This is a genomic window from Geosporobacter ferrireducens (assembly GCF_001750685.1).
GTDB classification, from domain to species: domain Bacteria; phylum Bacillota; class Clostridia; order Peptostreptococcales; family Thermotaleaceae; genus Geosporobacter; species Geosporobacter ferrireducens.
In genome coordinates this window covers 5,318,372-5,341,698 of sequence record NZ_CP017269.1, presented here as the reverse complement: position 1 = coordinate 5,341,698, position 23,327 = coordinate 5,318,372, and the positions used below count along the sequence as shown (strand labels likewise).

Here is a 23,327-nt window from a genome sequence, read left to right as displayed (position 1 = left end):
CTCTAGATTTTCTTCATTGCTAAGAATACTTTTTCAGGAGTTATTGGAAGATCCGTCAATCGAATCCCTACTGCATTGTAAACGGCATCCAGTATTGCAGGTGCCGGTGTATTGATAACAACTTCTCCTATTGACTTTGCTCCAAAGGGACCTGTTGGCTCAAAACTTTCTTCAAAGACTACCCTAATGTTTCCAATATCTTTTCTGGTTGGAATTTTATATTGCATAAAGCTGTTGGTAGTCATCCTCCCGCCTTCGTCATATCTCACATCTTCATACATTGCTAAACCAATTCCTTGAACAATGCCCCCTTCAGCCTGAATCGTTGCTAAATTTGGATTAATTACTGTACCGCAGTCGATCACTGCTACATAGTCTATTAGCTTTATCTTGCCTGTTTCTTTGTCAACTTCCACCTCTGCAAATCCAGCTATGAAGGGCGGCGGAGATACTGGACTACCGTGGGTTGCAGTGCCAACCAGTTGACGATTACCTCCAAAAGCTAAAACCTGCAATTCTGCAATTTTCTTAAGGCTGATTTCTTTATTTCCACTAAAAGTACTTACCTTTTGTCCGTCAAACTCCACTTCATCTGGGGAAACTTCTAATAGTCTTGCACCACTCTCCAAAATTTGCTTTTTTAAATCTTCAGCAGCTTTTACAACCGCCATCCCTGTCACATAGGTTGTACTAGAAGCATAGGAGCCAGGATCATAAGGAGATATATCCGTATCTGCAGCATGGACAATGATATGTTCTACAGAAGTTTCCAAAACTTCAGCAGCCATTTGACTGAGTATAGTATCACTGCCTGTTCCCATATCGGTAGATCCTATTAGCAGCGTAAAGTTTCCATCATCATTTAACCGAATCTCAGCCGAGGCTGTATCTATATTGGCAATTCCTGAACCCTGCATGGTTACGGCCATTCCCAAGGCCCTTACCTTATTATCACCGATCTCTTGTTTCGGGTACTTATCTTTCCATCCGATCATTTCCCGACCTCTTGCGATGCATTCATGCAAAGTTGAGCTCCCCAGTTTTTTCCCATGATACAAGAGAGATGTTTCACCTTCTCTAATTAGGTTTTTTAATCGAAGTTCTGTAGGATCCATATTTAACTTCTCAGCCAGTTTGTTCACTGCTGTTTCTAATGCAAATGTCCCCTGCGTAGCGCCGTAACCTCGAAAAGCCCCTGCTGGCATCTTGTTGGTATAAACCACATTTCCCATAAATCGAACAGCTTTTGTCTTGTTATAAAGGGGGAGGGTTTTCTCACCTACAACTCCAAAAGTAGTAGAGGCGTGTTCCCCATAAGCTCCTGTATCTGATAAACCCTGAATATCTACTACTCTAATGCAGCCTTCCTTATCCGCCCCTAATCTAACCTTTAAACGCATTGCATGACGGCTATTGGTTGCAGTAAAAGTTTCTTTTCTATCATAGATAATTTTAGCGGGTTTTCCAGTGTTCAAGGTGACCATTGCTGCAAATACTTCCACTGCTCCCGTCTGCTTCCCCCCAAAACCTCCACCGATTCTAGGCTTAATCACCCTTATTTTACTGGCGGGTACCTTTAAAGCTCTCGATAATTGCCTTCGCACATGGAAAGGAATCTGCGTAGAGCTAACAACCACAAGTCTGCCTGTATGATCTAGATAGCTGAAAGCACGATAGGTCTCCATCATACTATGAGATTGAGCTTGAGTATAACAAGTCTCTTCCACTACTACATCGCACTTTTCCAGCTCTTCTTCCACATCTCCAACCTCCACCTTTTGGGTAGAGACGATATTCCTTTCCTTCTCCATACCTATATCAAAGTTACAGTGCAAATCTGTTTCCGGATGGATAATAGAAGGATGATCTATGGCTTTTTCAAAATCTAAAACCGGTTCAAATACTTCATAATCAACCTTTATGAGTTTCATAGCTTTCTCAGCGGTTGCTTCATCTGCAGCAGCAACGATTGCCACTTCATCTCCGACGTACCTTACAATTTCATCCAAAATTAAGCGATCATAGGGTGAAGGTTCTGGATAAGACTGCCCTGCTAGAGTAAATCTACTATCCGGTACATCTTTATAAGTAAAGATGCACGCCACATTCTCTAAGCTTTTAGCTTTTGTGGTATCTATAGATCGAATTCTAGCAAAGGCATGGGGACTTCTGAGCAGTTTTACAACCAGCGCATTTGGAGGTGCCATGTCTTCTGTATAAACAGGTTTACCTGTAGCAATGGCCATCCCATCTATCTTCGGTATGCTCTTACCAATAAAATTCATGCTAGACCACCCCCAAATATTTCTTTATTGCCCTTAGTTGTCCTAAGTAACCGGTACATCTACACAAGTTTCCAGTCAAATAGTGAACAATCTCTTCCTCATTAGGGTTTTTGAGTTCTCTTTTCATGGCTAATACGGTCATAATAAAGCCCGGACTGCAAAAACCACACTGTTCTGAGCCCTCTGCTACGAGAACCTGTGCAAATTCTTCTGCTTCCTCTTGAAGACCTTCCATCGTAGTAATATTTTTACCATTGGCCCGAATAGAAAGCATAGCACAGGACAAAACTGGTTTTTCTTCAATCCATATGGTACAAAGTCCACAACATGTGGTATCACAGCCTTTTCTTACACTGAAAACACCATGGTTTCTTAAGGTATCCGCTAGGAATTCATCATTTTTCACATTTAAAGCTACCTTTTTACCATTTAAGATTATCTCTATTTGCATTGTAAGACCTCCATAATCGCTCTTTTCACCAATACGCCGCACATGGCTTTCCGGTACTCTGCCGTGCCTCTCTCATTGCTTCCAAAATTCAATTCTTCAGCAGCAAGGTCTGCATAATATTCCAAGTTCTCAATACTTAGATGATTAGAGAGTGCAGCTGAGGCCTTCCTGGCCATAGCAGCCTTTTGTGGCCTGGCCCCTACTGTGATCCTCCACTGATTATTAAGACTTGAAACTGCAACGTTTAATATAGGGTAATCACTTACGGAATTTCTCAAATGCTGGTAGGATGCTTGTCTCTGATTTTTCTTTATATATACACATATTAAAATATCTTTCTCATAGGGTCTTTTCAAAAAGTCATCTAAGGACATTCTGCCTGCTTTATATAGTTCTACCTCTGTATCTAAGGCGAGCAGCGCTGTTAATAAGTCGGAAAACCCATATTTTGAAAAAACCGATGCACCCACTGTAACAATATTCCTAAATTGAACACCAATAATATTCTTTACTGAATTGGAAATGACACCATTAAAATGATCTATTAACAATGAACTGGTTTCAATTTCCCTAAAGGTTGTATATGCCCCAATTTCAATATAACCATCTTCATCTTTTATATAATTTAGTCTAAGGTTGGCTAAATCTACTGCCGTCCCAATTTTCTTTGAACCCAATCTCAAAAAAGCACTGCCACCAATTATAGTATTATTCCTTCTATCTACAATCGTGTTATACGCTTCTTCGATTGTTTTTGGTTGTACGAATTCATTTACCGTAAACATACTACTCCCCCCATAATCTAACAATAGATTCTTAATAAAAAAGCGTGTTAGGTTCTACTCGAGCAAAGAGTAAAACCTAACACGCCTGGAATATTTTCCTATTGTGTAGGTTAAAACGGTACACCTAAGATGAATCCTTCGGTGTTCGCTTGCTCATAGTCAGACCATTTACGGTAGTCCGGTAGAAACTTGCAGACCATATCTCTGCGATTATATGAACCCTATTTATTTTTAGATGTAAATACATTTTACGACAAACCCAGATAATCAGTCAACCCATTTCGTACATTTTTTTATGAATAATATTTATCGTTCGGATAATTCTATTTTGTTTTCGCATATTCTTACCGTAAAATTGAGATAATTTCAAACAATCATTTTTTATTTAAACTTGATCTTTCGAATGACTGCCTTTTCTACGAAAACCCTGCCATCCTGTTTAAATATCTTTGGCTCATACATCAATACACTTTTACTGTCGCTACTCCAGAAAGCCATAGGCATTCCGGGATACTCTATATCTTGTGATATCTGCATTTTATTTTCTAATGCATTGTCAACAATCTTTGCTGCATATACATTCCAAAGTCCTTTCTTTTCAGCATCTGTTGAATAGGTTGCATAGATTATTTTTTTATAATTTATCAACAAAAAAAGCCGCATAAAATGCGACTTTTAAATTATGGTGATCAAATTGATTAAGTTCATATATCGTGATGTTCTCCGGTAAATAACTGTATTGAAAGTATTCTTGCCAATTGAAACATTTCTTTACCAAAGGGCTGTCTCTTTGAAAGACCTTCAACAGGCTGCTTCTCCCACAGGCCTATTTATTTCCAAGCTCTTCCTACAGAATCAAACATTTGCATTTTTTCTGCTATCACTTGCTTCATAGCCTGTTTACTTGGTCCTAAAATCATTCTTGGATCATATTCATCGGGATTATTATGGATAAATTCTTTTACTGCCTTATGAAAAGCCATGCGTATATCCGTATCGATATTAATCTTATTAATCCCTAGCCCTATGGCTCTTTTAATACTTGCTTCAGGAACACCTGACGATCCATGTAAAACCAATGGAATATTTAGTTTTTCTTTGATCACCTTTATCCTGTCGAAATCCAGCTTTGGTTCTCCCTTGTAAGGTCCATGGGCAGTGCCAACTGCGATTGCCAAGCAATCGACGCCTGTCTCCTTAACGAATCTTTCTGCTTCATCTGGATCTGTATAAGTTGCATCTTTTTCATCAACGGTTATATCGTCTTCTGTTCCTCCAATTTTCCCCAGTTCCGCTTCTACAGAAACACCCACGGCATGGGCAGCTTCAACAATATACTTAGTTATCTCAATATTTTTTTCTAGGGAGTGCTTTGAAGCATCCACCATGACAGAAGTAAATCCATTCCTTATGCATAACATGATTTGCTTAAAGTTCGTACCATGATCCAAGTGGATGGCAACAGGCACTGAGGCTTTTTGTGCAGCAACTTTTGCCATTTCTGCAATATATTCAACACCTGCATATTTCAAGCCCCCTTGACTTGCTTGAATAATCACTGGAGACTCCATCGCTTCTGCAGCTTCAATAATCGCCTGGACTTGTTCCATATTGTTTACATTAAAGGCTCCAACGGCATATCCGTTTTCATGAGCATGCTGTAGTATTTGTTTACCGCTTACCAACATTCTTTTTCCCCCTCAAATATGCTGTTTTTCTTTGCTATAAAATTTTTTCACCGTTTATGCCTGTGGATGTTTTTATCCTGCTTGATTGAATTTTTCTATATAGGTTTCTATTTCATCGGCAGTTCCCATGGACAATACTTCATCGGCAAGCTTCTTCATCACATCATAATGCAATGATTGAATAAGTGCCCTGGCAGGTAAAATAGATGTCGGACTCATGCTAAATTCATCCAGTCCCATTCCCAGTAAAATGGGAATTATCTTCTTATCTCCTGCCATTTCACCACACATCCCAACCCATATGCCTTCCTTATGTCCATTATCAATGACCATTTTAATCAGTCTCAATACACCGGGATTGAAGGGTTGGTAGAGATGATGGATTTTTTCATTCATTCTATCTACAGCACAGGTATACTGGATCAAATCATTGGTTCCTATACTAAAAAAATCTACATGTTTTGCAAAAATATCACTCATTATTGCGGCAGAAGGAATCTCAATCATCATTCCTATTTCAATGTTATCAGCATAGCCTATACTCTCTTGATTCAATTCTTCTTTCACTTTATTGAATATTTTCTTTGCTTCCAAAAGTTCTTCCAAGCTAGAAATCATCGGGAACATGATCTTTAGATTTCCATATACGCTTGCTCTCAATAATGCTCTTAATTGCGTCTTAAAGATTTCTTGTTCATGCAGACACAGACGGATTGCCCTATATCCTAAAAATGGATTCATTTCTTCGCCAATCTCAAGATATGAAAGTTTTTTGTCCCCTCCAATATCCAAGGTTCTTATCACCGCTGGCTTTGGATTTAGTGCCTCCAGTACTTCCTTATACGCGCAAAATTGTTCTTCCTCACTAGGAAGCGTGTCTCTGTTCATATAGATAAATTCAGTTCTAAAAAGCCCTACACCTTCTGCATCATTCCTTTGAAGGCCGCCGATATCTTGTGGTGTACCTATATTTCCTGCAAGCTCTACCTTTCTGCCGTCTATCGTTACACTTTCTTTCCCTTTTACTGCTTCTAAAGCCGCTCTTTCTTTTTCATAGGCCGCTTTCAATTCTTTGTAATGCTGGATTTCTTTTTCAGATGGATTGATAATGATTTCTCCTGCTTCCCCATTAAAGATAACAAAATCATTAGCTGCCAACTTCTCTGTAACATCCTTTAGACCAACTACGGCTGGTATTTCAAGGGTTCTGGCCATAATCGCCGTATGAGATGTTCTGCCCCCGATATTTGTCAGAAAACCTAGCACCTTTTCCTTGTTCATCGTAGCTGTATCTGAAGGCGTTAAGTCATGGGCTATTAAAATTACATCTTCTTCAAGCATCGACAAGTCAGTGATCTTTTGTCCGGTAATATTCCTTAAAATACGGTCTGATACATCTCGGATATCCGCTGCTCTTTCTCTCATATATTCATTATCCATTGCCTCAAAAATAGTAATATATTCTTCAGCAACTTGTTTTAAAGCGTACTCGGCATTTAGTTTTTCTTGATCTATTTTCTTTATAACATTTCCGATTAATTCCGGATCTTCCAAAATCATATTGTGTGCATCAAAAATAGCCGCCTTTTCTTCTCCAAGTTCCTTAGATACCTTATCTCTAAGCTTGGATATCTCGACCTTGGAAATTTCCAAAGCTTCCAAAAATTTTTGCTTTGCATCCTCCACACATGTAATTTCTTTTTTTTCAATCCTTAACGGCTCATTCTTTATAATTAATACTTTCCCTAGTGCAATACCTGGAGAGGCACCTGTTCCTATGATCATATCTGAAACCTCCTTATTATTCACCGAATTTTGAATGAATAAGATCTACTAATGCTTCAACCGCTTTTTCTTCATCTACGCCTTTTGCTATAACCTTTATTTCATCTCCTTTTTTCAATCCCGCACTTAAAATACTCATGATCGATTTTGCATTAAATTCATTATCCTTAAACGCAATTGTTATATCAGAAGAAAAGGGTGTTGCTGCTTTTACTAATAGAGATGCAGGTCTTGCATGTAATCCTGTTTCATTTAATATCTTCACAATCTTTTCCATTTTCATTTCCTCCTTGAATTACCTTAGAATTTTTATGAATGAAGACACCACCCGAGTCTTTCACAATCAGCTATTATAAACTCGGGAAGTGTCTAATTTTTTCGTATAATCAAAAGCTATTGAATCGTTATTCTATTTTTTTCTCCGTGCTTTACTTGAATTCCAGCTTCAAAAGATACCCTTTGATCTTCTGAAAGGTTCGTAAAGATAACAGGTGTAATAAGGGACTTTGCTTGTCTTTTCACTGTGCTTAAGTTTACACGCAGTAACGGCTGTCCTATCTTAACCCTATCACCTTGCTGAACCAAGGCTTCAAATCCTTCTCCCTTAAGATTAACCGTATCGATTCCAAAGTGAATTAAGATTTCCAGACCATTTTCTGCCACAATACCTACTGCATGCTTTGTTGGAAATAAAGTCATCACCTTCCCATTTACAGGAGAAACAACTTCTCCGTCGGCTGGCTCAATCGCAAAACCCTCGCCCATCATTTTCTTTGAAAAAACCTCATCTGGTACTTCTTCCAGCTGTAATAATTTTCCCTTTAAGGGCATTGCTATATCATCTTTTCCTGTTATTTCATTTTTTTGCGGTGCATCAATTACGGTTGAAGGCGTCTTACCATTTATGATTTCTTTGATCTGTGTTTTCAATTGATCTGACTTTGGCCCAAAGATAGCCTGAATATTATCACCAACTTCCAGCACACCTGAAGCTCCCAGATTCTTGATGCGTGATTTATCGACTTTTTTAATGTCTTTTACAATCACACGAAGACGGGTAATGCATGCATCTAGATTTCGAATGTTCTCTTTTCCTCCTAGAGCCTCTAAAACATTCATTGCAAGTTCCCCTGCAATTACACCGCCAGCATTTGCATCTGCATCATTGTCTTCACGGCCAGGTGTTTTAATATCCCATTTTCTGATGGCAAAACGGAATCCAAAATAATAAATCACGGAGAATAACAATCCTACCGGAATCACCAACCACCATGCTGTCCGGTTTGGCAGTACTCCGAACAGTAGATAGTCAATCACACCCCCAGAGAATGTCATACCGATTTTCACATTTAAAATATGCATGGTCATAAATGATAATCCTGCAAACACAGCATGTACTGCGAATAAAGCAGGTGCCACGAATAAGAAAGTAAACTCTATCGGCTCGGTAATCCCTGTTAGGAAGGATGTCAATGCAGCTGACATCATAATCCCTGCGATATACTTCTTCTTGTCTTCTCGTGCTTCATGGTACATCGCCAGTGCTGCTGCCGGTAAACCAAACATCATGAATGGGAATTTACCAGTCATAAACGTACCGGCAGTAAATGAAACATTATCTTTTAACTGTGCAAAGAAAATGCTTTGATCTCCACGAACCAACTCTCCTGTTTTACTTACATACTCACCAAACTCGTACCAGAAAGGATTATAGAAGATATGGTGTAACCCGAATGGAATTAATGAACGTTCAATAATACCAAATATCAATGCTGATAAAGTTTTGTTTGCATCAATCATTCCATAAGAAAATGCATTTAACCCGCTTTGGATAACTGGCCAAACAAAAGTCATTGCAATCCCTAATCCCAAGGAAGCAGCAGCGGTAATGATCGGAACAAACCGCTTTCCGGCAAAGAAACCTAAATAGGGCGGCAGTTCGATATTATAATACTTCTGGTATAAAGACGAAGCCAGTATCCCAACAATAATACCTCCAAATACACCAGTTTGAAGTGTAGGGATACCTAATGCACTGGTATAAGCCGGACTTGTACCCAATAAATCTGGAGTAACGTTGGCAATAATCCCCATTGTTACATTCATTACCAAATATCCCACAATAGCAGCCAATCCTGCTACTCCCTCTCCTCCGGCTAATCCTACTGCTACACCCACTGCAAACAATAGGGGAAGATTTGCAAAGACAATTCCGCCGGATTGCTCCATCACTCTTGCTACCATTTGAAACCATTCAACACTTAAGGATGGTATTTTGTCCAACAGCGCAGGATTCTGAAAAGCATTTCCAAAGGCTAGCAATAACCCTGCAGCAGGTAATATCGCTACAGGCAACATCAGTGCTTTACCAACTTGTTGTAAAACTCCAAATGCTTTTTTAAACATATTGATCGCTCCTTTTCTTTTTCAATACTACGCAAAAAGGCATGAGCAAAAGAGGGTTGAAATAGAGATTTACACTATCTCAACAAATCTTTCACTCATGCCTGATCGAATCAGTAACACGTAGTATTTTATTTTTAGTAATTTATCATTATATTAGCATAAAACGTTTTCACATTCAACAACTTTCTTTATTTTTCTACTTTTTTCTACAAGTATATCTGCCTTATTCTTATCATCTCTTATAAAAGCTGCTTAAAATATTTATAAGCATATTTCCAATAATTCTTCTTTTGCCTGGATTTTTCCTTCCTTTAATACCCTTATCCCCCTAAAATCGTCACTATTTATAATAATAATCGGTGTTACAATAGATTTTGCTTTTGCTTCAATAAATGTACGATCAAATGTTATTAGGCGATCGCCGATTCTTACCCTGTCTTCCTGGGCCACCATTACCTGAAATCCTTCTCCATCCATTTTAACCGTATCAATTCCGATATGAATTAATATCTCCAAACCCTCTTCTGATAATATTCCTATTGCATGATTTGTTCGAAACAATTGAATAATTTTGCCGTTTACAGGAGAGTAGACCTCATTATCTGAGGGGTAAATGGCGATTCCGTCTCCAAGAATTTTATCTGCAAACAGATCATCAGGCACATCTTCTAGCTTCATAATTTCACCAGATATAGGTGCATAAACGAGAACATAATGACATTCTCCTGCTTCACGCTCCACGCTGCTTATTATTCGATTCATTTCAGACCCTTTTGCTATTTCATTATACTGGGATTTCGTTATCATATTCTTAATTTGGTCCCTTAACATGTCAGCTTCTGTACCAAATATTATTTGAAAACTTCCACTTCCTGCATGAACGATCCCTGCTGCTCCCAATTGCTTTAATCTTTTTTGATCCACCTTGTCAAAATCATAGACTGTAACTCTCAATCTGGTAATGCAAGCATCTATATGCTGTATGTTTTTTTCATCACCCAATGCTTTTAATACCTCAACAGCCTTTTGAGAAGAAGGGGTTGTAATAATTTCTTGCGGTTCCCCGGCTTCTCTGCCAAGGGTCTTTATATCCTGTAGGCCAATCAACCAATAAAATACCGTAAAATAAAGAATCGCTATAATTGGCCCGATCACTAAAAATAAATAGATACTATTTTCCTGATTATAGAATCCCAATACATAGTCAATCAAAGATGCAGAAAAAGTATATCCCAAACGGATATTAAAATAATTCGTTAGTATGCCCGCTAGAAAGGCCGCACCTACATGAAAGACATATAAGAGGGGGCCAACAAAAATAAATGCAAATTCTATGGGTTCAGTAATTCCTGTAATCATTGAAGTCAACGCAGCAGAAAGCATGATTCCTGTGACTGTTCTTCTTTCGCTTTTCTCTGCTCTTAGAACCATAGCAAGGGCTGCAGCTGGGAGTCCGAACAGCATAATAGGGAATTCTGAAGCCATAAATTTTCCCGCTGTAGGATCTCCGGCAAAATATCTTGGACTTTCACCATGCAGTACTTGTCCTGTACTTGTAGTAAACTCACCAAAATCAAAAAGAAAGGAAGGATAGTAAACATGGTGCAGCCCCACAGGAATCAACAGCCTCTTTCCTGCAGCATAGAAAGCAGGCCCTAAAGGTGAACTTGTTATGTATGTACCGAATTCTCTTATCATCCCTTGGATTAGAGGCCATATAAACCCAAAGCATATCCCTAGCCCAATCCCTACCATAGCCGTAATGATTGGTACCAACCTTTTGCCTGAGAAGAATCCAAATATCGGATGAAATTTTGTTTCAAAATATTTATTGTAAAGCCTGGCAGTTGCAAGTCCGATTACAATCCCACCAAAAACACCGGTATTCATTTCAAAACCTATCTGACGAATTTCTCCTAGAATACGTATTACATTTACCATGGTAAAATACCCCACAGCAGATGCCAAACCGGCTACACCTGCACCACTGGTAAATCCGATGGCTACACCTATTGCAAAGATAACTGGCAATTGTTCGAAGATGGCTAGCCCACCGCTATACAGGATTTGACTCAGAGCAAAAAACAAACTGCTTGGCGGTTCACCTGCTGCATGCATGATATTTTGAATCATTCTACCTAATGCCACAAGTAATCCTGCCGCAGGCAAGACAGTTACTGGAATCATTAAGGACTGGCCTATCTTCTGAAGAATTGAAAAATAATGGCCGCTTCCTTTCTTCATACGGTTCCTCCTCATTGACTGTATATTAACCTTGTCCGATGCATTCTACATACACCATTAGTGTTTGTAGCTATTTAACTTATGCAAATGGAGAGCAATATAACCCACTTCACTTTCCGGCACTTTAAGCTTTAGTGTTTTTTCCATTATTTTTGATATATCATAAGCTACCTTAAACTCGTATCTTAGCTCATCTTTCAATTTTGATACAAAGTTTTTTTCTATGCACTGATTTTTTTCCACTCTATTTATCACACCTCTTAAGTGCATAATCAATCTTTGACAATCAAAAGGATACTTATCCATATCTATCTCTAATTTCTTTCCTATATGACTTAAAATCCGATTCATCATCTTAGAATGCTTTAGAGCCTCTTCTTTGTCATTATTTCCTCTTCCCCCGTAAAGATGTAAAGCTAAAAAACCAATCTCTGCCTCTGGAATATTGATCTGCAAATTTTCTTTTAATATGAATACCGCTTTTTCAGCTAGTTCATATTCTACTGGATACAACAGCCTTGTTTCAAATAAAAATGGATTTACAATTTCAATCCCTTCCCTTAGCCTTTTAATCGCTAAGTTCACGTGATCAATCAATCCAGCGTGAATTTTGGGATTTAGGTTTTCACCTAATTCAAGAGATACCATTTCAATAATTCTATTACATAACTCTATAATCTTCGGGTCTACAGTTTCTAGAAAATGTTCATACTCAACATCATTTAACCCTTCCAATGATATGAACTTCTCTTCAATTTCCTTTAAATCTTCTAAAAAAACTCCCTTTTTTTTCCCAAAACCTATACCCTTTCCAACAAGCACATAGTTTTTTTGATTTTTTTCAACAAGGACTACGTTATTACTTAGTATTTTCTTTATCAGATATTCCTTCACGACAGACCTCCAAAATATCAGAATATTATTGTTGGAAAATTCGATTTAACATTACGAAAATTGTATTACATTCCCATATATCTGTCAATGCAGTCATGCTTCCTACTGCTTCAATTATCTAGGCTCCTTGATATACTTTCCTTTCATCTATTTTCTTATCCCGTCATGTAATCTTTATCCTATATCAATGCTCTTTAAAGTATTATTTATTCTTTTGTAAACCTTTATAAGAATCATCACTGCGCCGTTCAGAAAAAATTAGGAACAAATATTTTTAGCATCCGTAAACCCTTCCCCTGATAATTACTTCATTGACTGTTCTAAATCTTCCAGTAAGTCTTCTATGGACTCTATTCCTACGGATAATCGCAGAAGTTTTTCAGTAACTCCCAGCCTTTCTTTCATCTCTTGAGGGATTTCTGCATGGGTTTGTTGAAATGGATAGGTAATTAGACTTTCTACACCTCCCAAACTTTCTGCAAAAGCAATTAATCGAACTCTCTCAAGAATTTGTCCAACCAAACCTGCCTCGGTGACTGAAAAAGAGATCATTCCCCCAAATCCTGAGGCCTGCTTGCAAGACAAATCATAGGATTCATGCTCAGTTAGTCCCGTATAGTATACTTTTTCAACCTTAGGATGATTATTTAACCATTGAGCAACCTCAAGTGCATTTTTTTGTTGCTTTTCCAATCGAATACCCAAAGTTTTTATGCCTCTCAATATCAACCAACTATCAAAGGGGGACAGATTTGCTCCAATGGATTTTTGAATATATTGTATTTTTTCTTTCCAATGATCTTCACGAATCACAATTAAGCCTGCCAGCGTATCATTATGTCCACCTAGATATTTGGTCCCACTATGTATAGCGATATCTGCTCCTAGTGCAAGAGGACGCTGAAAATATGGCGTTAAAAATGTATTATCTACTATGGTTATCAACTCTGATTTTTGGGCGATATCAACGATTCCTGCGATGTCTGCAACCTTCATCAAGGGATTAGAGGGCGTTTCAATAAAAATTCCTTTCGTATTTGATTTTATATGTCTTTTTATATTTTCCAGATCTCCCGTTTCAGTAAAAGTAAATTCCAGGCCATGTTTTCGATAAATTTCCTGACAGATTCTATAGGTTCCTCCATAGAGATCGTCGGACAATATTAAATGATCTCCTGTAGAAAATAATTCCAAAATAGCATGTATAGCTGCCATCCCTGAAGAAAAAGCAAAACCACTGCTTCCTTCTTCCAGTATAGCGATTGTTTTTTCCAATTCTTCCCGTGTGGGATTCTGTACGCGAGAGTAATCATATCCTGTAGATTGGTTTAATGCTGGATGTCTGAAGGTAGCACTTTGATAAATCGGAAAGCTGATTGCTCCTGTATGGGGATCGCCTCCCTGACTACCGTGGACTACCTTTGTCTCAATACTTACATTTCTTTTTGTCATTTTGTCATCCTCCTAATTGGTTCATTTAATTATTCTTGTATGCTAAATAATAATTTCATATAGAACACTATCAAAAACATAGTTTTAAAAATCTAAGAACTTATTTTCTGCAATAAAAAAACACCACTTAACAATGAAAGAGGTGTTTTAATCATAAAATCAATTTCCTCTCTCATCTATCACTAGGCAATTGATATGCTAGTGCTGGAGTTAGCACCTTTTCAAATAATAAATTTGAAGGTTGCTGAAACTTCTTCGGGCCAGTCCCTCTGTTTCTCTTGATGAGATCTTCTATTCAGTTTTATATCACGAATCGGTAATCATATGAAAAAATATTAAACTAATCTTAATCTATTTTGTACAATTTGTCAATTAATCTTATTCTATATACAAAACTTTTTGATCTGATAGCTTTACAGTTCTGTGACTGAGAATCCTAATTTATTTAATTTACATTGTAGGGGCATATCTATATGTCTTTCCGCTTATTTTAGATTCGTCACACATCTATAAAAAGAATTTTCTTTAAGAATATTTAGTCATTCAGACAATCGAAAATAGAGATATAATAGCAGTTGATGCGCAATTTTAAATCGTTCCATCCTTGATATTTAGAACATAGATGCCTCCATATCAAGCAATTGCTTTTTTAGTTTGAGTCCACCACGATAGCCTGTAAGTGATCCACTGGTACCGATCACACGATGACAGGGAATAAATATGGGAATAGGATTGCGGTGGTTAGCAAGGCCGACAGCTCGGGCAGCATTTGGTGAACCTATTTTCACGGCAATCTCTTTGTAGGATACTGTTTCACCATAGGGTATTTCATATAGACATGCCCAAACCCGCTTCATGAAGTCTGTCCCAAAAGGGGTCAACGGTATTGAAAATACTTGAAGTTCACCTGAAAGATAACTTCTAAGCTGTCCTGCGGCTTCTTTCAATATAGGTGTTTCACAGGTTTCTATATCTTGTGGTAGTTCATCATTTTCAAAATACAAATTGGTGACACTTCCATCTTTTTCAGCAATACCAATTCTGCCGATAGGTGTTTTATAAATATAAATGGGCATTATCAATCACCTCTTCCTTTTTTATACGCATTCGGGGTACACCGGGTCAGCGCTTTAAAGCATTTATAAAAATTAGATAAACTTTTAAAGCCCGTCATGTATGCAATATCAATAATTTTTTCATCTGACAGTCCAAGCAGTTCTATCGCTTTATCTACTCTTACCTTTGCCAAATATTCCGTAATGGTAAAGCCCGTATGTTGCTTAAACAGTCTTGCTAAATGATTTATACTGACCCCTAGTTCTTTTATGATGTATTTTGAGTCTATTGACTGATTATAATTTGTATCCAGAAATTCTTTAGCTTTTTTTACCAGATCTAAATCCGGTTGAAAAACAACTTGATCCGGGCGGCATTTTTTACAGGGTCGAAATCCTGCCTTGATCGCCGCTGCTGGGCGATCAAAGAATACTGTATTTTCACGAATAGGAGGTTTTGCTCTACATGAAGGACGGCAGAAAATCCCCGTTGTTTTTACACCATAGAAAAACAGTCCATCATAGCTGTCAATACAGCTAATCACCGCTTGCCATTTTTCATTTTCAGAAATTTCTTTAGAATCTTTCATTGATTTTCTCCTCATTGGTGCGTATCTAGATCATCGATGCACAACCTGGTGCATAACCTTGTTTCATGATTACCTCTCACGGCACTACTATCCTATATAACCTATTTTATAAAAAATACAGCGATAAATCTTCCTAAATTTCATCAAGTAATTTTAACTTAATAGAAATCTATCTATTGAAAAATGTATTGGCAAAATTTAATCTTATAAAAGAAGGATTTTAGCACATTTAATAAAATAGTATAAGTAATGCATCATTGCGTACAGGTGCTAATTATTTAAAAAGAGGTGAGAACTACATGAAAAAAAATATAAAATGTATGAAAGATATGGATTTGTTTCAACCCCTTAATGATATGGAAAAGCAAAAGATTCTTAAGCTTGCACAAGGAAAAAATTACTTAAAAGATGAAATAGTGTTTTCCGAGGGCGAAAAATCCGATACCATATATCTCATACGTTCTGGCCGTATACTTCTTTTTAAAGTTTCTGAGGACGGTAAGAAAATTATCCTAGACATTCTAGAGGAAGGCGATATCATCGGAGAAAATACAATTTTTGATGACCTGTGTCATACATTTAGCGCGAAGGCCATAGAAGATGCCTTTGTCTGCAGATGTTTTAAAAGTGATTTCTCTAACCTTCTTTCAAACCCTGATATTTCAATCAAAATCATCAAATCGCTAACAGATAAGTTAAATAATTATACCGATACAATGGTTACTATGGCATTCTGTGATGTAAAGAATAGAGTTTTAACTATGCTTATGCGTTTAGGTAAAAAATATGGCAGTAATACTCCAGAAGGTATCAAATTAGATATATACTTAAGTCATGAGGATATTGCACATCTTACAAATGCATCCAGGGTAATGGTAACCAATACTATAAAGGCATTGAAAGCGGAAGGTAAAATCCTTGTTCATAAAAGACATTATATTATTAAAGATGAATCTTTGGTTAAATGGAACATTACAAATTTATAAAAAAATTATTATTTTGTAAAATACTTTACAGAAACCAAAATTGGTATGTGTTAACATGTACATAAATAAATTGAAAGGAAGTGGCTATTTATGAATGTACGTGAAACGATTAAATCTCAGATTATTGGGGCATTAAAAGATGCTTGTTTTCCAATCAGTTCTCCAGAAGCGCTGCTGGCAGCATTTCCATTAGGCGCAGATACAACATGTCAGGCAGGCGACTTAAAAGTCACAGCCGGTGATGCTGGCAAACTCCTTAAAGCAGATGATTTTCCATTTCAAAGTGCCGAGAATGTAGCTGAAACGATTGTAAGCCGTGCAGGACTTTAAGAAATTAAGCAGGAGGCGGTAATTATTTTATCTGCCTCCTGCTTGAAACTTTTATTTCTTTTTTTTAAGCTTCTTTTCTGCTTCAGTTTTATTTTCAGCAACTCTAAATCTAACTATTTCCTTTATTAATTCATCAGGCAGCGGTTCATCTAAAGGAAATTGAACGGCTCCTTTTGATCCTTTATACTGCGATAATTTATCTTTGAAAGCATCAATTCCACTAGCGCCAGGATAAAAACCTATATGTTTTTTATGCGCTGCAAAGTGCACCAAATTTCCATGGAAAACAAAAGTTGGCATTTGCCAGCTAATTTTTTCTTCTGCATCAGGTGCCGATTCTTTTATAAGTTTTCTTAACCCATTGAGTTTCTCCTGAACTGCAGGTGAAAACTGAAGAATGTATTCATCGATTGATCTAAATACCTGTTTATTTCCTTCCATGACTTCTCCTTTCAATCAAAAGCAAAGGCTCCTGTTTTACTTTCGAATCAATTTAGGGTAATGCCTTTATTTTTTAATATCGCAATAAGTGCATTGTAAAATGATTCTCCTGAATCCGACGGATCGATTTCTATTTTCATGATCTTTCCATTATTACTTACTATCTCAATAATATCACCATTGGTTTTATCAAATCTGTGTTTAACGTCTACAACATCCTTTAACGCAATGGCAGTTGACTGTCCATTTTTATGGTATATCACTCTTTCATCGGTAAGAATCGCCGCTTCAGTTCCATCTAAGGTAAAGGTAGCATCATAGTAAGCTATAATTTCCTCCGTACCATTTAGTATATCATGTTTTTCAATATACTCTAGTGCATAATCTTCCATTTCGTTAGCCATTCTCACACCGCTTTCTCCCAATCCTCCTATCCAAATTAAAAGGCAAATTACAATCACAGCCATGATTAGGACAATGACACCGCATCCAATTGCAGAAGGTCTGCAGCCAGTATTTTTTTCTGTCATTTGGTAATCCATCTTCTGTCTCCCTTCAATTTATTAACATACATTTACTATTTTACAGTAAATTATATATATATTTGGTATATTTGTCCATCATTCGTAACAAATGGCCGGGCGGCAAATCGTATGGCAACACATCCGTTTTCCCTATGAATGCAGTGTATTGAACTTAAGTACTTCTTTTCTTCATTTTTTATATACCGCAAGATACCTCCAGTAAACAAGTCTTCGAATCCTCACCTTTTCCCCTAGATACCTGCAATAAATTCGCTTTATATCTTTTATCGTCATATATTTATCAAGACGGCTATGTTCATTCCATGCGTCAATTTCTTCACGGTTGATTCTTCTTGAACTATTCATGATTCTTTTTATTATAAGGTTTGTTGGAACTGCAATAACATCAAGCAATAAATCTAATATGCCCCTTCTCTCGTACAAATCAAGAACGATGAGAATCCCGCCCGGTTTTAACATCCCTTTGATCTTAGGCAGGGCAGTATCTAATGACAAATGATGAAAGGTCGCAATACTTACGATGCAGTCATATTGTAGATGATCATCTAGGTTATCAAAATCTTGCAGCACATATTTTATATTTTCAGCGGGATGTCTTTTTTGTGCTTCTATTATCATTTGGGGAGCGATGTCTATCCCAACAACTTCCTTAGCCCTTATTGCTATTTTTTTAGTAAATTCTCCTGTTCCACAGCCTATATCCAAAACCTTTTCTAGTCCGGCGCCAATCTCTTTCAATAAAAGTTTTGAATACCTCTGGTTATGATCCCACTTGTCTTCAAGCAAGGCTATTCTGTTAAAACTTTCGATCATCCTGTCTTTCATAACTGCCTCCAATTTAAAATACTAAGTTTTACTCTATCTTTGCCAATAATACAAGACGATGCATTTTTGATGCCTAAGGGCCGTAATTTGCCTTTTGTACCCAAAGGAAAGGTATTTAGGTTTAGATAAGCAGCGTAAAAGAGAGTCAAAGGATTCTAGAAAATCCATGTAAAAAACTTTATAATGTTCAGCTTAAGTTACCGCGAATCCTATTCAAATAAAGAAATCAAGCAAGAGCATCTCCATTTGAATAGGATTCGCTTCTAGGGAAAAATCAGGCCTTTTCCATCTCGAATAACCATGGTACTGTTATAGCCTTCTGAATATTTTTGCAGGCGTTTGAGTATTCGTTCCCCATCCGCATCGTCTACCGGAGTAGGCTGACAGTCTATTATCTTGACAGGAATGAGGGTAGCCTCCTGCCACTGCCCTTTGCTTATCTTTACACGAAGCATAACCGTTTCATCCGTTCCATAGGGTACCTGTCGATCAAAGACAAAATTACCTAGACTGTAAAAAATTAGTTTTCCCTGGTATTGCTCTATCCCCTGCAGGAGATGAGGATGATGTCCTAAGATCAGGTCTGCTCCGCTATCCACCGCAAGGCGGGCTAATGTTCTTTGAAGTTCACTGGGATAGAAATCATATTCTTTACCCCAATGAAAAGAAACCACTAAAAAGTCGCAACTTTCTTTGGCTTTACTGATTTCTGCCGGCATAAGCTTTGGATCTATTCGCGCCACTTCCGGCCTATCAGAAAAATGCAAATAGCCTTCTGGAGGAAACTGTGAATATCCTAAGAAACCAATGGTGACACCTTTGATATTTGTAAAGACAGGCTGCCTGGCTTCCTGCGCGTTAAGTCCGGCTCCCAGAGTCCGTATTCCATTTTCCTTTAATATCTGTAATGTATCCATTAAGCCCTCCGGACCATAATCTAGAGTATGGTTATTGGCTAAATTCAATATGTTAAATCCTGCATTTTTTAAAAAACTGCCATTTTCAATATCTCCTTTGAAGATTAATGCCCTGTCCTTTAATACAGCACTACCTCCTGAGGTCAAGGGACTCTCTAAATTGGCAAAAGAGAGATCCCCTTTTTGAAAGTATTCCTGCACGCTGAGATAAGGATAATTGTAGCCATATTTCTCCATACACCTCCTTACGCCTCTATCCATCAGAATATCTCCAGCAGCTACAAGTGTTATGTCCTGGTTGTTATTCCATCTAATCAACGATAAGGCTGATACACTCAAGCAAAAACAGAAGATCATTAGAATTTTCTTCATCACCTTGCCTATTAGCATCCGGAACTAAAAGGATTCGCTGGTAATGGAATGTCTTTCTCTGCTCCATTTATAAAGCTTCTCAACCAACCAGGCTGACCAGGAGCCTTATTTTCTTTTAGCATCTTCTGCCACTGTTCATCATTGAATCGCTCTGTGGCATCAAATTCATAATAGCTAAATACCGCTCCGCGCGTCAACTGCAGTTCTTCCCCAATAGGAACTACCACATAAATTTCATGAGCAGGTCCTACAGCCACATGAAAGTAACCTCCAGGACTAAAAGCATTCGGAGCAATCGTATGGATATCGGCAATAACCGCCATGTTTTTATCTGTATCAGAAGTAATTTCAAACCACCGCATTCCATCATCACCGGCAAAGGAGCTGGTTAGATATTCCAGCATGCCTCCATAGGTTAACAGCTGATAATATTCATCTGCAGCCAATTCTTCATTACGCAGCTGTTTTATCGAACAATTAATAAGAAACTGCAATAGATCCTCAAACCGCTGCATTTTACTTTCTAAACTACCCGTTAAAATATTCCTTTCCTGCAAGTTAGCCCTAGAATACCGGGTCAGCCATAAAAGTTTCTCATAAACTTCAATATTAGGCTCTACATAACCTCTCACTTGGGGCGGTTCCTCCCCACCTCCGCACTCTGCACCGCTTTGTTTGCCGTAAAGGATCGTATCATGCCGAAGCTCTGCCCAGCTGCTCAATGCTGTACTTAGGGATTTATCTGCCCAGGCTTGGTTGGTCATAAAGGAAGGATATCCTTGATCAAAGGGTTTTAAGAGACTTTTAACAACCCACAGCCATCCGTAATACATATTGGAGCGCCAGGTTTTGTCTGGTAAACGTGAAAATTCTTCTTTATACTTTTTGTAGGCTTTTTCATAACCCGGCCACTTTTCAATAGCTTCCAGCTCCTTAACGGCCAGATCATAAGCCCGCTGTGACCCTAACACTGCCATAACGTCCAATCCTGAGGGAATAGGCCTTTCTATAGGCTCAGTCAGTTCCTGTATAGCTTCCGAATCAGGGATGTATCTTTGGCCCATTAAGCGAAATTGTTTGCCCACGGGAGTAGTTACGGAGGTGTATTTAGCCTTTATTTTAGGCTCTGGCAGTTTTTGAGCTTCTTGATACACCGCATCCAGTTTTTCAGGATGGTTCAGCTCATTTAAATCAAAATCTTTACCATATATCTTCAGAATTAAATCTAAATAATGATAAATATTTAAATCATCTGTATTCCCTACATAAAACACTGTAGGATCATAGATATTTTCCCATCTCGTTACATCTGGTGTCCCTCCATTCTCCATAAAGAGGCTATAGGTAAGCAACAGCGCTTGTAGAGTCTGTTCAACATTTCTGTCGGTTCCCTCTGCATCTTTATATAAGGGAAAGGGTGCCTGACCATACCACATCATTGTTCTAAAAAACCTTTCAAGATCTTTACTGCGTGTGTAATGCCCCCGGGGCTTATACTGACTATAATCCAAATCATAAGGGAAAATTGCAGACAGAGCATATCCCTGCTCCCCTTGAATCAGTTGATATTCCTCTACTGCTATTTTTCTAGCTTGAGCTGGCAGATCAACAGGCAGAGGTTTTTCCAGTGTCTGCAGTCCAACAGCAAAAAAAGCCATGTTTTTTATAAGGACATTCTTGAGTTCTTGGTCCGTAACCTCGCCGTAAAGCATCAGCGACTTTTTGTACATACTTTCTGTTAGTTCTTCTAAAATTCCTAACAGTTTTTCACTTTCCAATGTTCGGAGGGAATAATCAAAAAATACATGATAGACCTGCAGAACTGAATCGGTAGTAATAAAAGAAGGGAGCTTCTTATATTCATTATTTTCATATATATAAAACAACTGCTCTTCTTTGGAAGGCACAACTACGAAACCATTTTTGGCAATTAACTGCTGCTGTTCTGGAGTAAATTCCCCAAACTGGTTCAGATTTACGATATTAGACAGATCTTCTTTTACCTGATAGGGTTTCACCTGTGTCGTAAATTTTACCGGTTCATAGGGCACATCAACCGTTCTACGGTTTCTTTCCCCGGTAAAAGCTGTTATAGATTCCTTTTGTAAGGGATTCTCTATAGCCTCTTTCTGATAGCTGCCTTCCTTTTCCTTGCTGCAGCCCATTATAGATCCTAATATCATAATAACTAATAAAAAACTTAATATCCTTAAGGAACCTTTTCGGTTAAAACTCATTTATTTTCCCTCCCCGTTTTCTTTCAAAATTTCTATCTTTTCTTCTTTTAAACAGAAAGAATACCACTTTTCTTCGTCTCTTTCCTTAACCAAGGCATAAAGCTTCCCGTTATTATCTGCTTCTGATTTTTTGATTTCTTTTATATCCGCATAATTTGAAGATTCCCCTATACCCTCGAAGCCAAAGCCTTTCCATTTATAGGCATGGAGAACTTTTTCCCCATTTTCCAAAATTTCAATAGCAATTAATTCGTCACTGCCGCTTCCGTCCATATCTGAAAAAATATAATCGGTAAAAGGCCTGGATAATCTGGAACCCCTCCATTTTGGAACCAGCATACCCTCCTGCCATTCATAGATAAATGGTCTTTTAGCCATCACCGGATGCAATTGAGTTTCCTTATAAACGCCTAAAGAAATTTCCTTTTCATCATCTCCATCTACATTGCAGGTTTGAACCTTCCATGGATTAAGGACTTGAAAGGATTGATTGTGCACTTCTTTGATTGTTCCTCCATCAAAACTTAGGATAATCAATGTATCCCCAAATTCTGCACCTTTTTCACCGGCAACCAAGAATATATTGTCATAACCATCATTCTTTAGATCATCTATGTAACTGCTAATAATATTCCGATTTTCCCCTACAAGCTGGTAACTTTCCAGAATCTCACCCTTTGATGATAATATAAAAAGTTTCTTTTCCTTGAAATAGACAATAAATCTTTGCTCTTTTAATTTTAATGTCTTCAGATCTACTTTTCTGTTCAAGGAAATATCCAGTATTTGATGCCTCCCGCCTGATGCTGCACCCACAATATGGAATGGAAATAATTTGAGCATAAAAAAAGATCCGTCATCAATTGTAGTTACAGCGGGAAAATTTACTTTCATTGTCATGAGACAAAGGGAGCAAGAAGCTATTATGAAAACCATTATGAATACTAGAGTCTTTCTATGAATACAACCACCCTCTCTACATAAGCATACTTCATCTCTATTATGTTTTTTATAAAGCAATCATCCATAATTTTTTACG

Annotated in this window: 21 protein-coding genes and 2 riboswitches; of the genes, 2 read left to right on the top strand and 19 right to left on the bottom strand. The window is 37.7% G+C overall.

Annotated elements, in window-relative coordinates; all coding sequences use genetic code 11:
- Positions 1-2: 2 nt before the first annotated feature.
- The 13 genes from Gferi_RS25050 to Gferi_RS24990 all read right to left on the bottom strand — a co-directional run bounded on the left by Gferi_RS25050 (position 3) and on the right by Gferi_RS24990 (position 15,635).
- Positions 3-2,285 (bottom strand): xanthine dehydrogenase family protein molybdopterin-binding subunit, encoded by a 2,283-nt coding sequence (locus Gferi_RS25050; protein ID WP_069980840.1) that lies wholly within the window; start codon positions 2,283-2,285, stop codon positions 3-5.
- A gap of 1 nt (position 2,286) precedes the next feature.
- Entirely contained in the window at positions 2,287-2,736 is a 450-nt protein-coding gene (locus Gferi_RS25045) for a (2Fe-2S)-binding protein (protein ID WP_069980839.1), read from the bottom strand.
- On the bottom strand, positions 2,727-3,521 hold the full coding sequence (locus tag Gferi_RS25040) for an FAD binding domain-containing protein (RefSeq protein WP_069980838.1): 795 nt from the start codon (positions 3,519-3,521) through the stop codon (positions 2,727-2,729). Before Gferi_RS25040 ends, Gferi_RS25045 begins: the two co-directional genes overlap by 10 nt.
- A 136-nt stretch (positions 3,522-3,657) precedes the next feature.
- A riboswitch (purine riboswitch) is annotated at positions 3,658-3,759 on the bottom strand.
- A gap of 143 nt (positions 3,760-3,902) precedes the next feature.
- Positions 3,903-4,172 carry a hypothetical protein gene (locus Gferi_RS25035; RefSeq protein ID WP_156782483.1) on the bottom strand — a complete coding sequence of 90 codons (270 nt, stop codon included), beginning with the start codon at positions 4,170-4,172 and terminating at the stop codon, positions 3,903-3,905.
- Positions 4,173-4,351: 179 nt separating this feature from the next.
- Positions 4,352-5,209, bottom strand: coding sequence for a class II fructose-1,6-bisphosphate aldolase (locus Gferi_RS25030; RefSeq protein ID WP_069980836.1), 858 nt, complete (start codon positions 5,207-5,209; stop codon positions 4,352-4,354).
- A gap of 72 nt (positions 5,210-5,281) precedes the next feature.
- A complete protein-coding gene (gene ptsP / locus Gferi_RS25025) occupies positions 5,282-6,994 on the bottom strand; it encodes a phosphoenolpyruvate--protein phosphotransferase (protein WP_069980835.1) in 1,713 nt (570 codons plus the stop codon).
- 16 nt (positions 6,995-7,010) lie between these two features.
- Positions 7,011-7,271 carry an HPr family phosphocarrier protein gene (locus Gferi_RS25020; protein ID WP_156782482.1) on the bottom strand — a complete coding sequence of 87 codons (261 nt, stop codon included), beginning with the start codon at positions 7,269-7,271 and terminating at the stop codon, positions 7,011-7,013.
- Positions 7,272-7,387: 116 nt separating this feature from the next.
- Complete coding sequence (ptsG, locus tag Gferi_RS25015) at positions 7,388-9,400, bottom strand: glucose-specific PTS transporter subunit IIBC (RefSeq protein ID WP_069980833.1); 2,013 nt, start codon at positions 9,398-9,400, stop codon at positions 7,388-7,390.
- A gap of 261 nt (positions 9,401-9,661) precedes the next feature.
- Positions 9,662-11,644, bottom strand: a complete 1,983-nt coding sequence (locus Gferi_RS25010; RefSeq protein ID WP_069980832.1) for a glucose PTS transporter subunit IIA — start codon at positions 11,642-11,644, stop codon at positions 9,662-9,664.
- Between the two features lie 57 nt (positions 11,645-11,701).
- A complete protein-coding gene (locus Gferi_RS25005) occupies positions 11,702-12,538 on the bottom strand; it encodes a BglG family transcription antiterminator (RefSeq protein ID WP_069980831.1) in 837 nt (278 codons plus the stop codon).
- A gap of 303 nt (positions 12,539-12,841) precedes the next feature.
- A complete protein-coding gene (locus Gferi_RS25000; RefSeq protein WP_069980830.1) occupies positions 12,842-13,990 on the bottom strand; it encodes a trans-sulfuration enzyme family protein in 1,149 nt (382 codons plus the stop codon).
- A 169-nt stretch (positions 13,991-14,159) separates the two neighbouring features.
- Positions 14,160-14,278: riboswitch (SAM riboswitch) on the bottom strand.
- Between the two features lie 323 nt (positions 14,279-14,601).
- Complete coding sequence (locus tag Gferi_RS24995) at positions 14,602-15,066, bottom strand: methylated-DNA--[protein]-cysteine S-methyltransferase (RefSeq protein ID WP_069980829.1); 465 nt, start codon at positions 15,064-15,066, stop codon at positions 14,602-14,604.
- Between the two features lie 2 nt (positions 15,067-15,068).
- Positions 15,069-15,635, bottom strand: coding sequence for a bifunctional transcriptional activator/DNA repair enzyme AdaA (locus tag Gferi_RS24990; RefSeq protein WP_069980828.1), 567 nt, complete (start codon positions 15,633-15,635; stop codon positions 15,069-15,071).
- 299 nt (positions 15,636-15,934) lie between these two features.
- On the opposite strand from Gferi_RS24990, the gene Gferi_RS24985 reads away from it, so the two are divergent.
- Together Gferi_RS24985 and Gferi_RS24980 are read left to right on the top strand one after the other, a co-directional pair.
- Positions 15,935-16,621 carry a Crp/Fnr family transcriptional regulator gene (locus Gferi_RS24985; protein ID WP_069980827.1) on the top strand — a complete coding sequence of 229 codons (687 nt, stop codon included), beginning with the start codon at positions 15,935-15,937 and terminating at the stop codon, positions 16,619-16,621.
- Positions 16,622-16,711: 90 nt separating this feature from the next.
- Positions 16,712-16,951, top strand: a complete 240-nt coding sequence (locus Gferi_RS24980) for an MTH865 family protein (protein WP_069980826.1) — start codon at positions 16,712-16,714, stop codon at positions 16,949-16,951.
- Between the two features lie 51 nt (positions 16,952-17,002).
- Here Gferi_RS24980 and Gferi_RS24975 read toward each other — a convergent pair whose 3' ends face one another.
- The 6 genes from Gferi_RS24975 to Gferi_RS24950 all read right to left on the bottom strand — a co-directional run bounded on the left by Gferi_RS24975 (position 17,003) and on the right by Gferi_RS24950 (position 23,131).
- Positions 17,003-17,392 (bottom strand): iron chaperone, encoded by a 390-nt coding sequence (locus Gferi_RS24975; RefSeq protein WP_069980825.1) that lies wholly within the window; start codon positions 17,390-17,392, stop codon positions 17,003-17,005.
- A 47-nt stretch (positions 17,393-17,439) separates the two neighbouring features.
- Positions 17,440-17,934, bottom strand: a complete 495-nt coding sequence (locus tag Gferi_RS24970) for a PH domain-containing protein (protein WP_069980824.1) — start codon at positions 17,932-17,934, stop codon at positions 17,440-17,442.
- A 171-nt stretch (positions 17,935-18,105) separates the two neighbouring features.
- On the bottom strand, positions 18,106-18,762 hold the full coding sequence (locus Gferi_RS24965; protein WP_069980823.1) for a class I SAM-dependent methyltransferase: 657 nt from the start codon (positions 18,760-18,762) through the stop codon (positions 18,106-18,108).
- Between the two features lie 263 nt (positions 18,763-19,025).
- Positions 19,026-20,051: a CapA family protein gene (locus Gferi_RS24960; RefSeq protein ID WP_169833033.1), complete on the bottom strand. Its 1,026-nt coding sequence runs from the start codon at positions 20,049-20,051 to the stop codon at positions 19,026-19,028.
- Between the two features lie 11 nt (positions 20,052-20,062).
- Complete coding sequence (locus Gferi_RS24955) at positions 20,063-22,288, bottom strand: DUF3160 domain-containing protein (protein ID WP_069980821.1); 2,226 nt, start codon at positions 22,286-22,288, stop codon at positions 20,063-20,065.
- On the bottom strand, positions 22,289-23,131 hold the full coding sequence (locus Gferi_RS24950; protein ID WP_156782481.1) for a hypothetical protein: 843 nt from the start codon (positions 23,129-23,131) through the stop codon (positions 22,289-22,291).
- Positions 23,132-23,327: the final 196 nt, after the last annotated feature.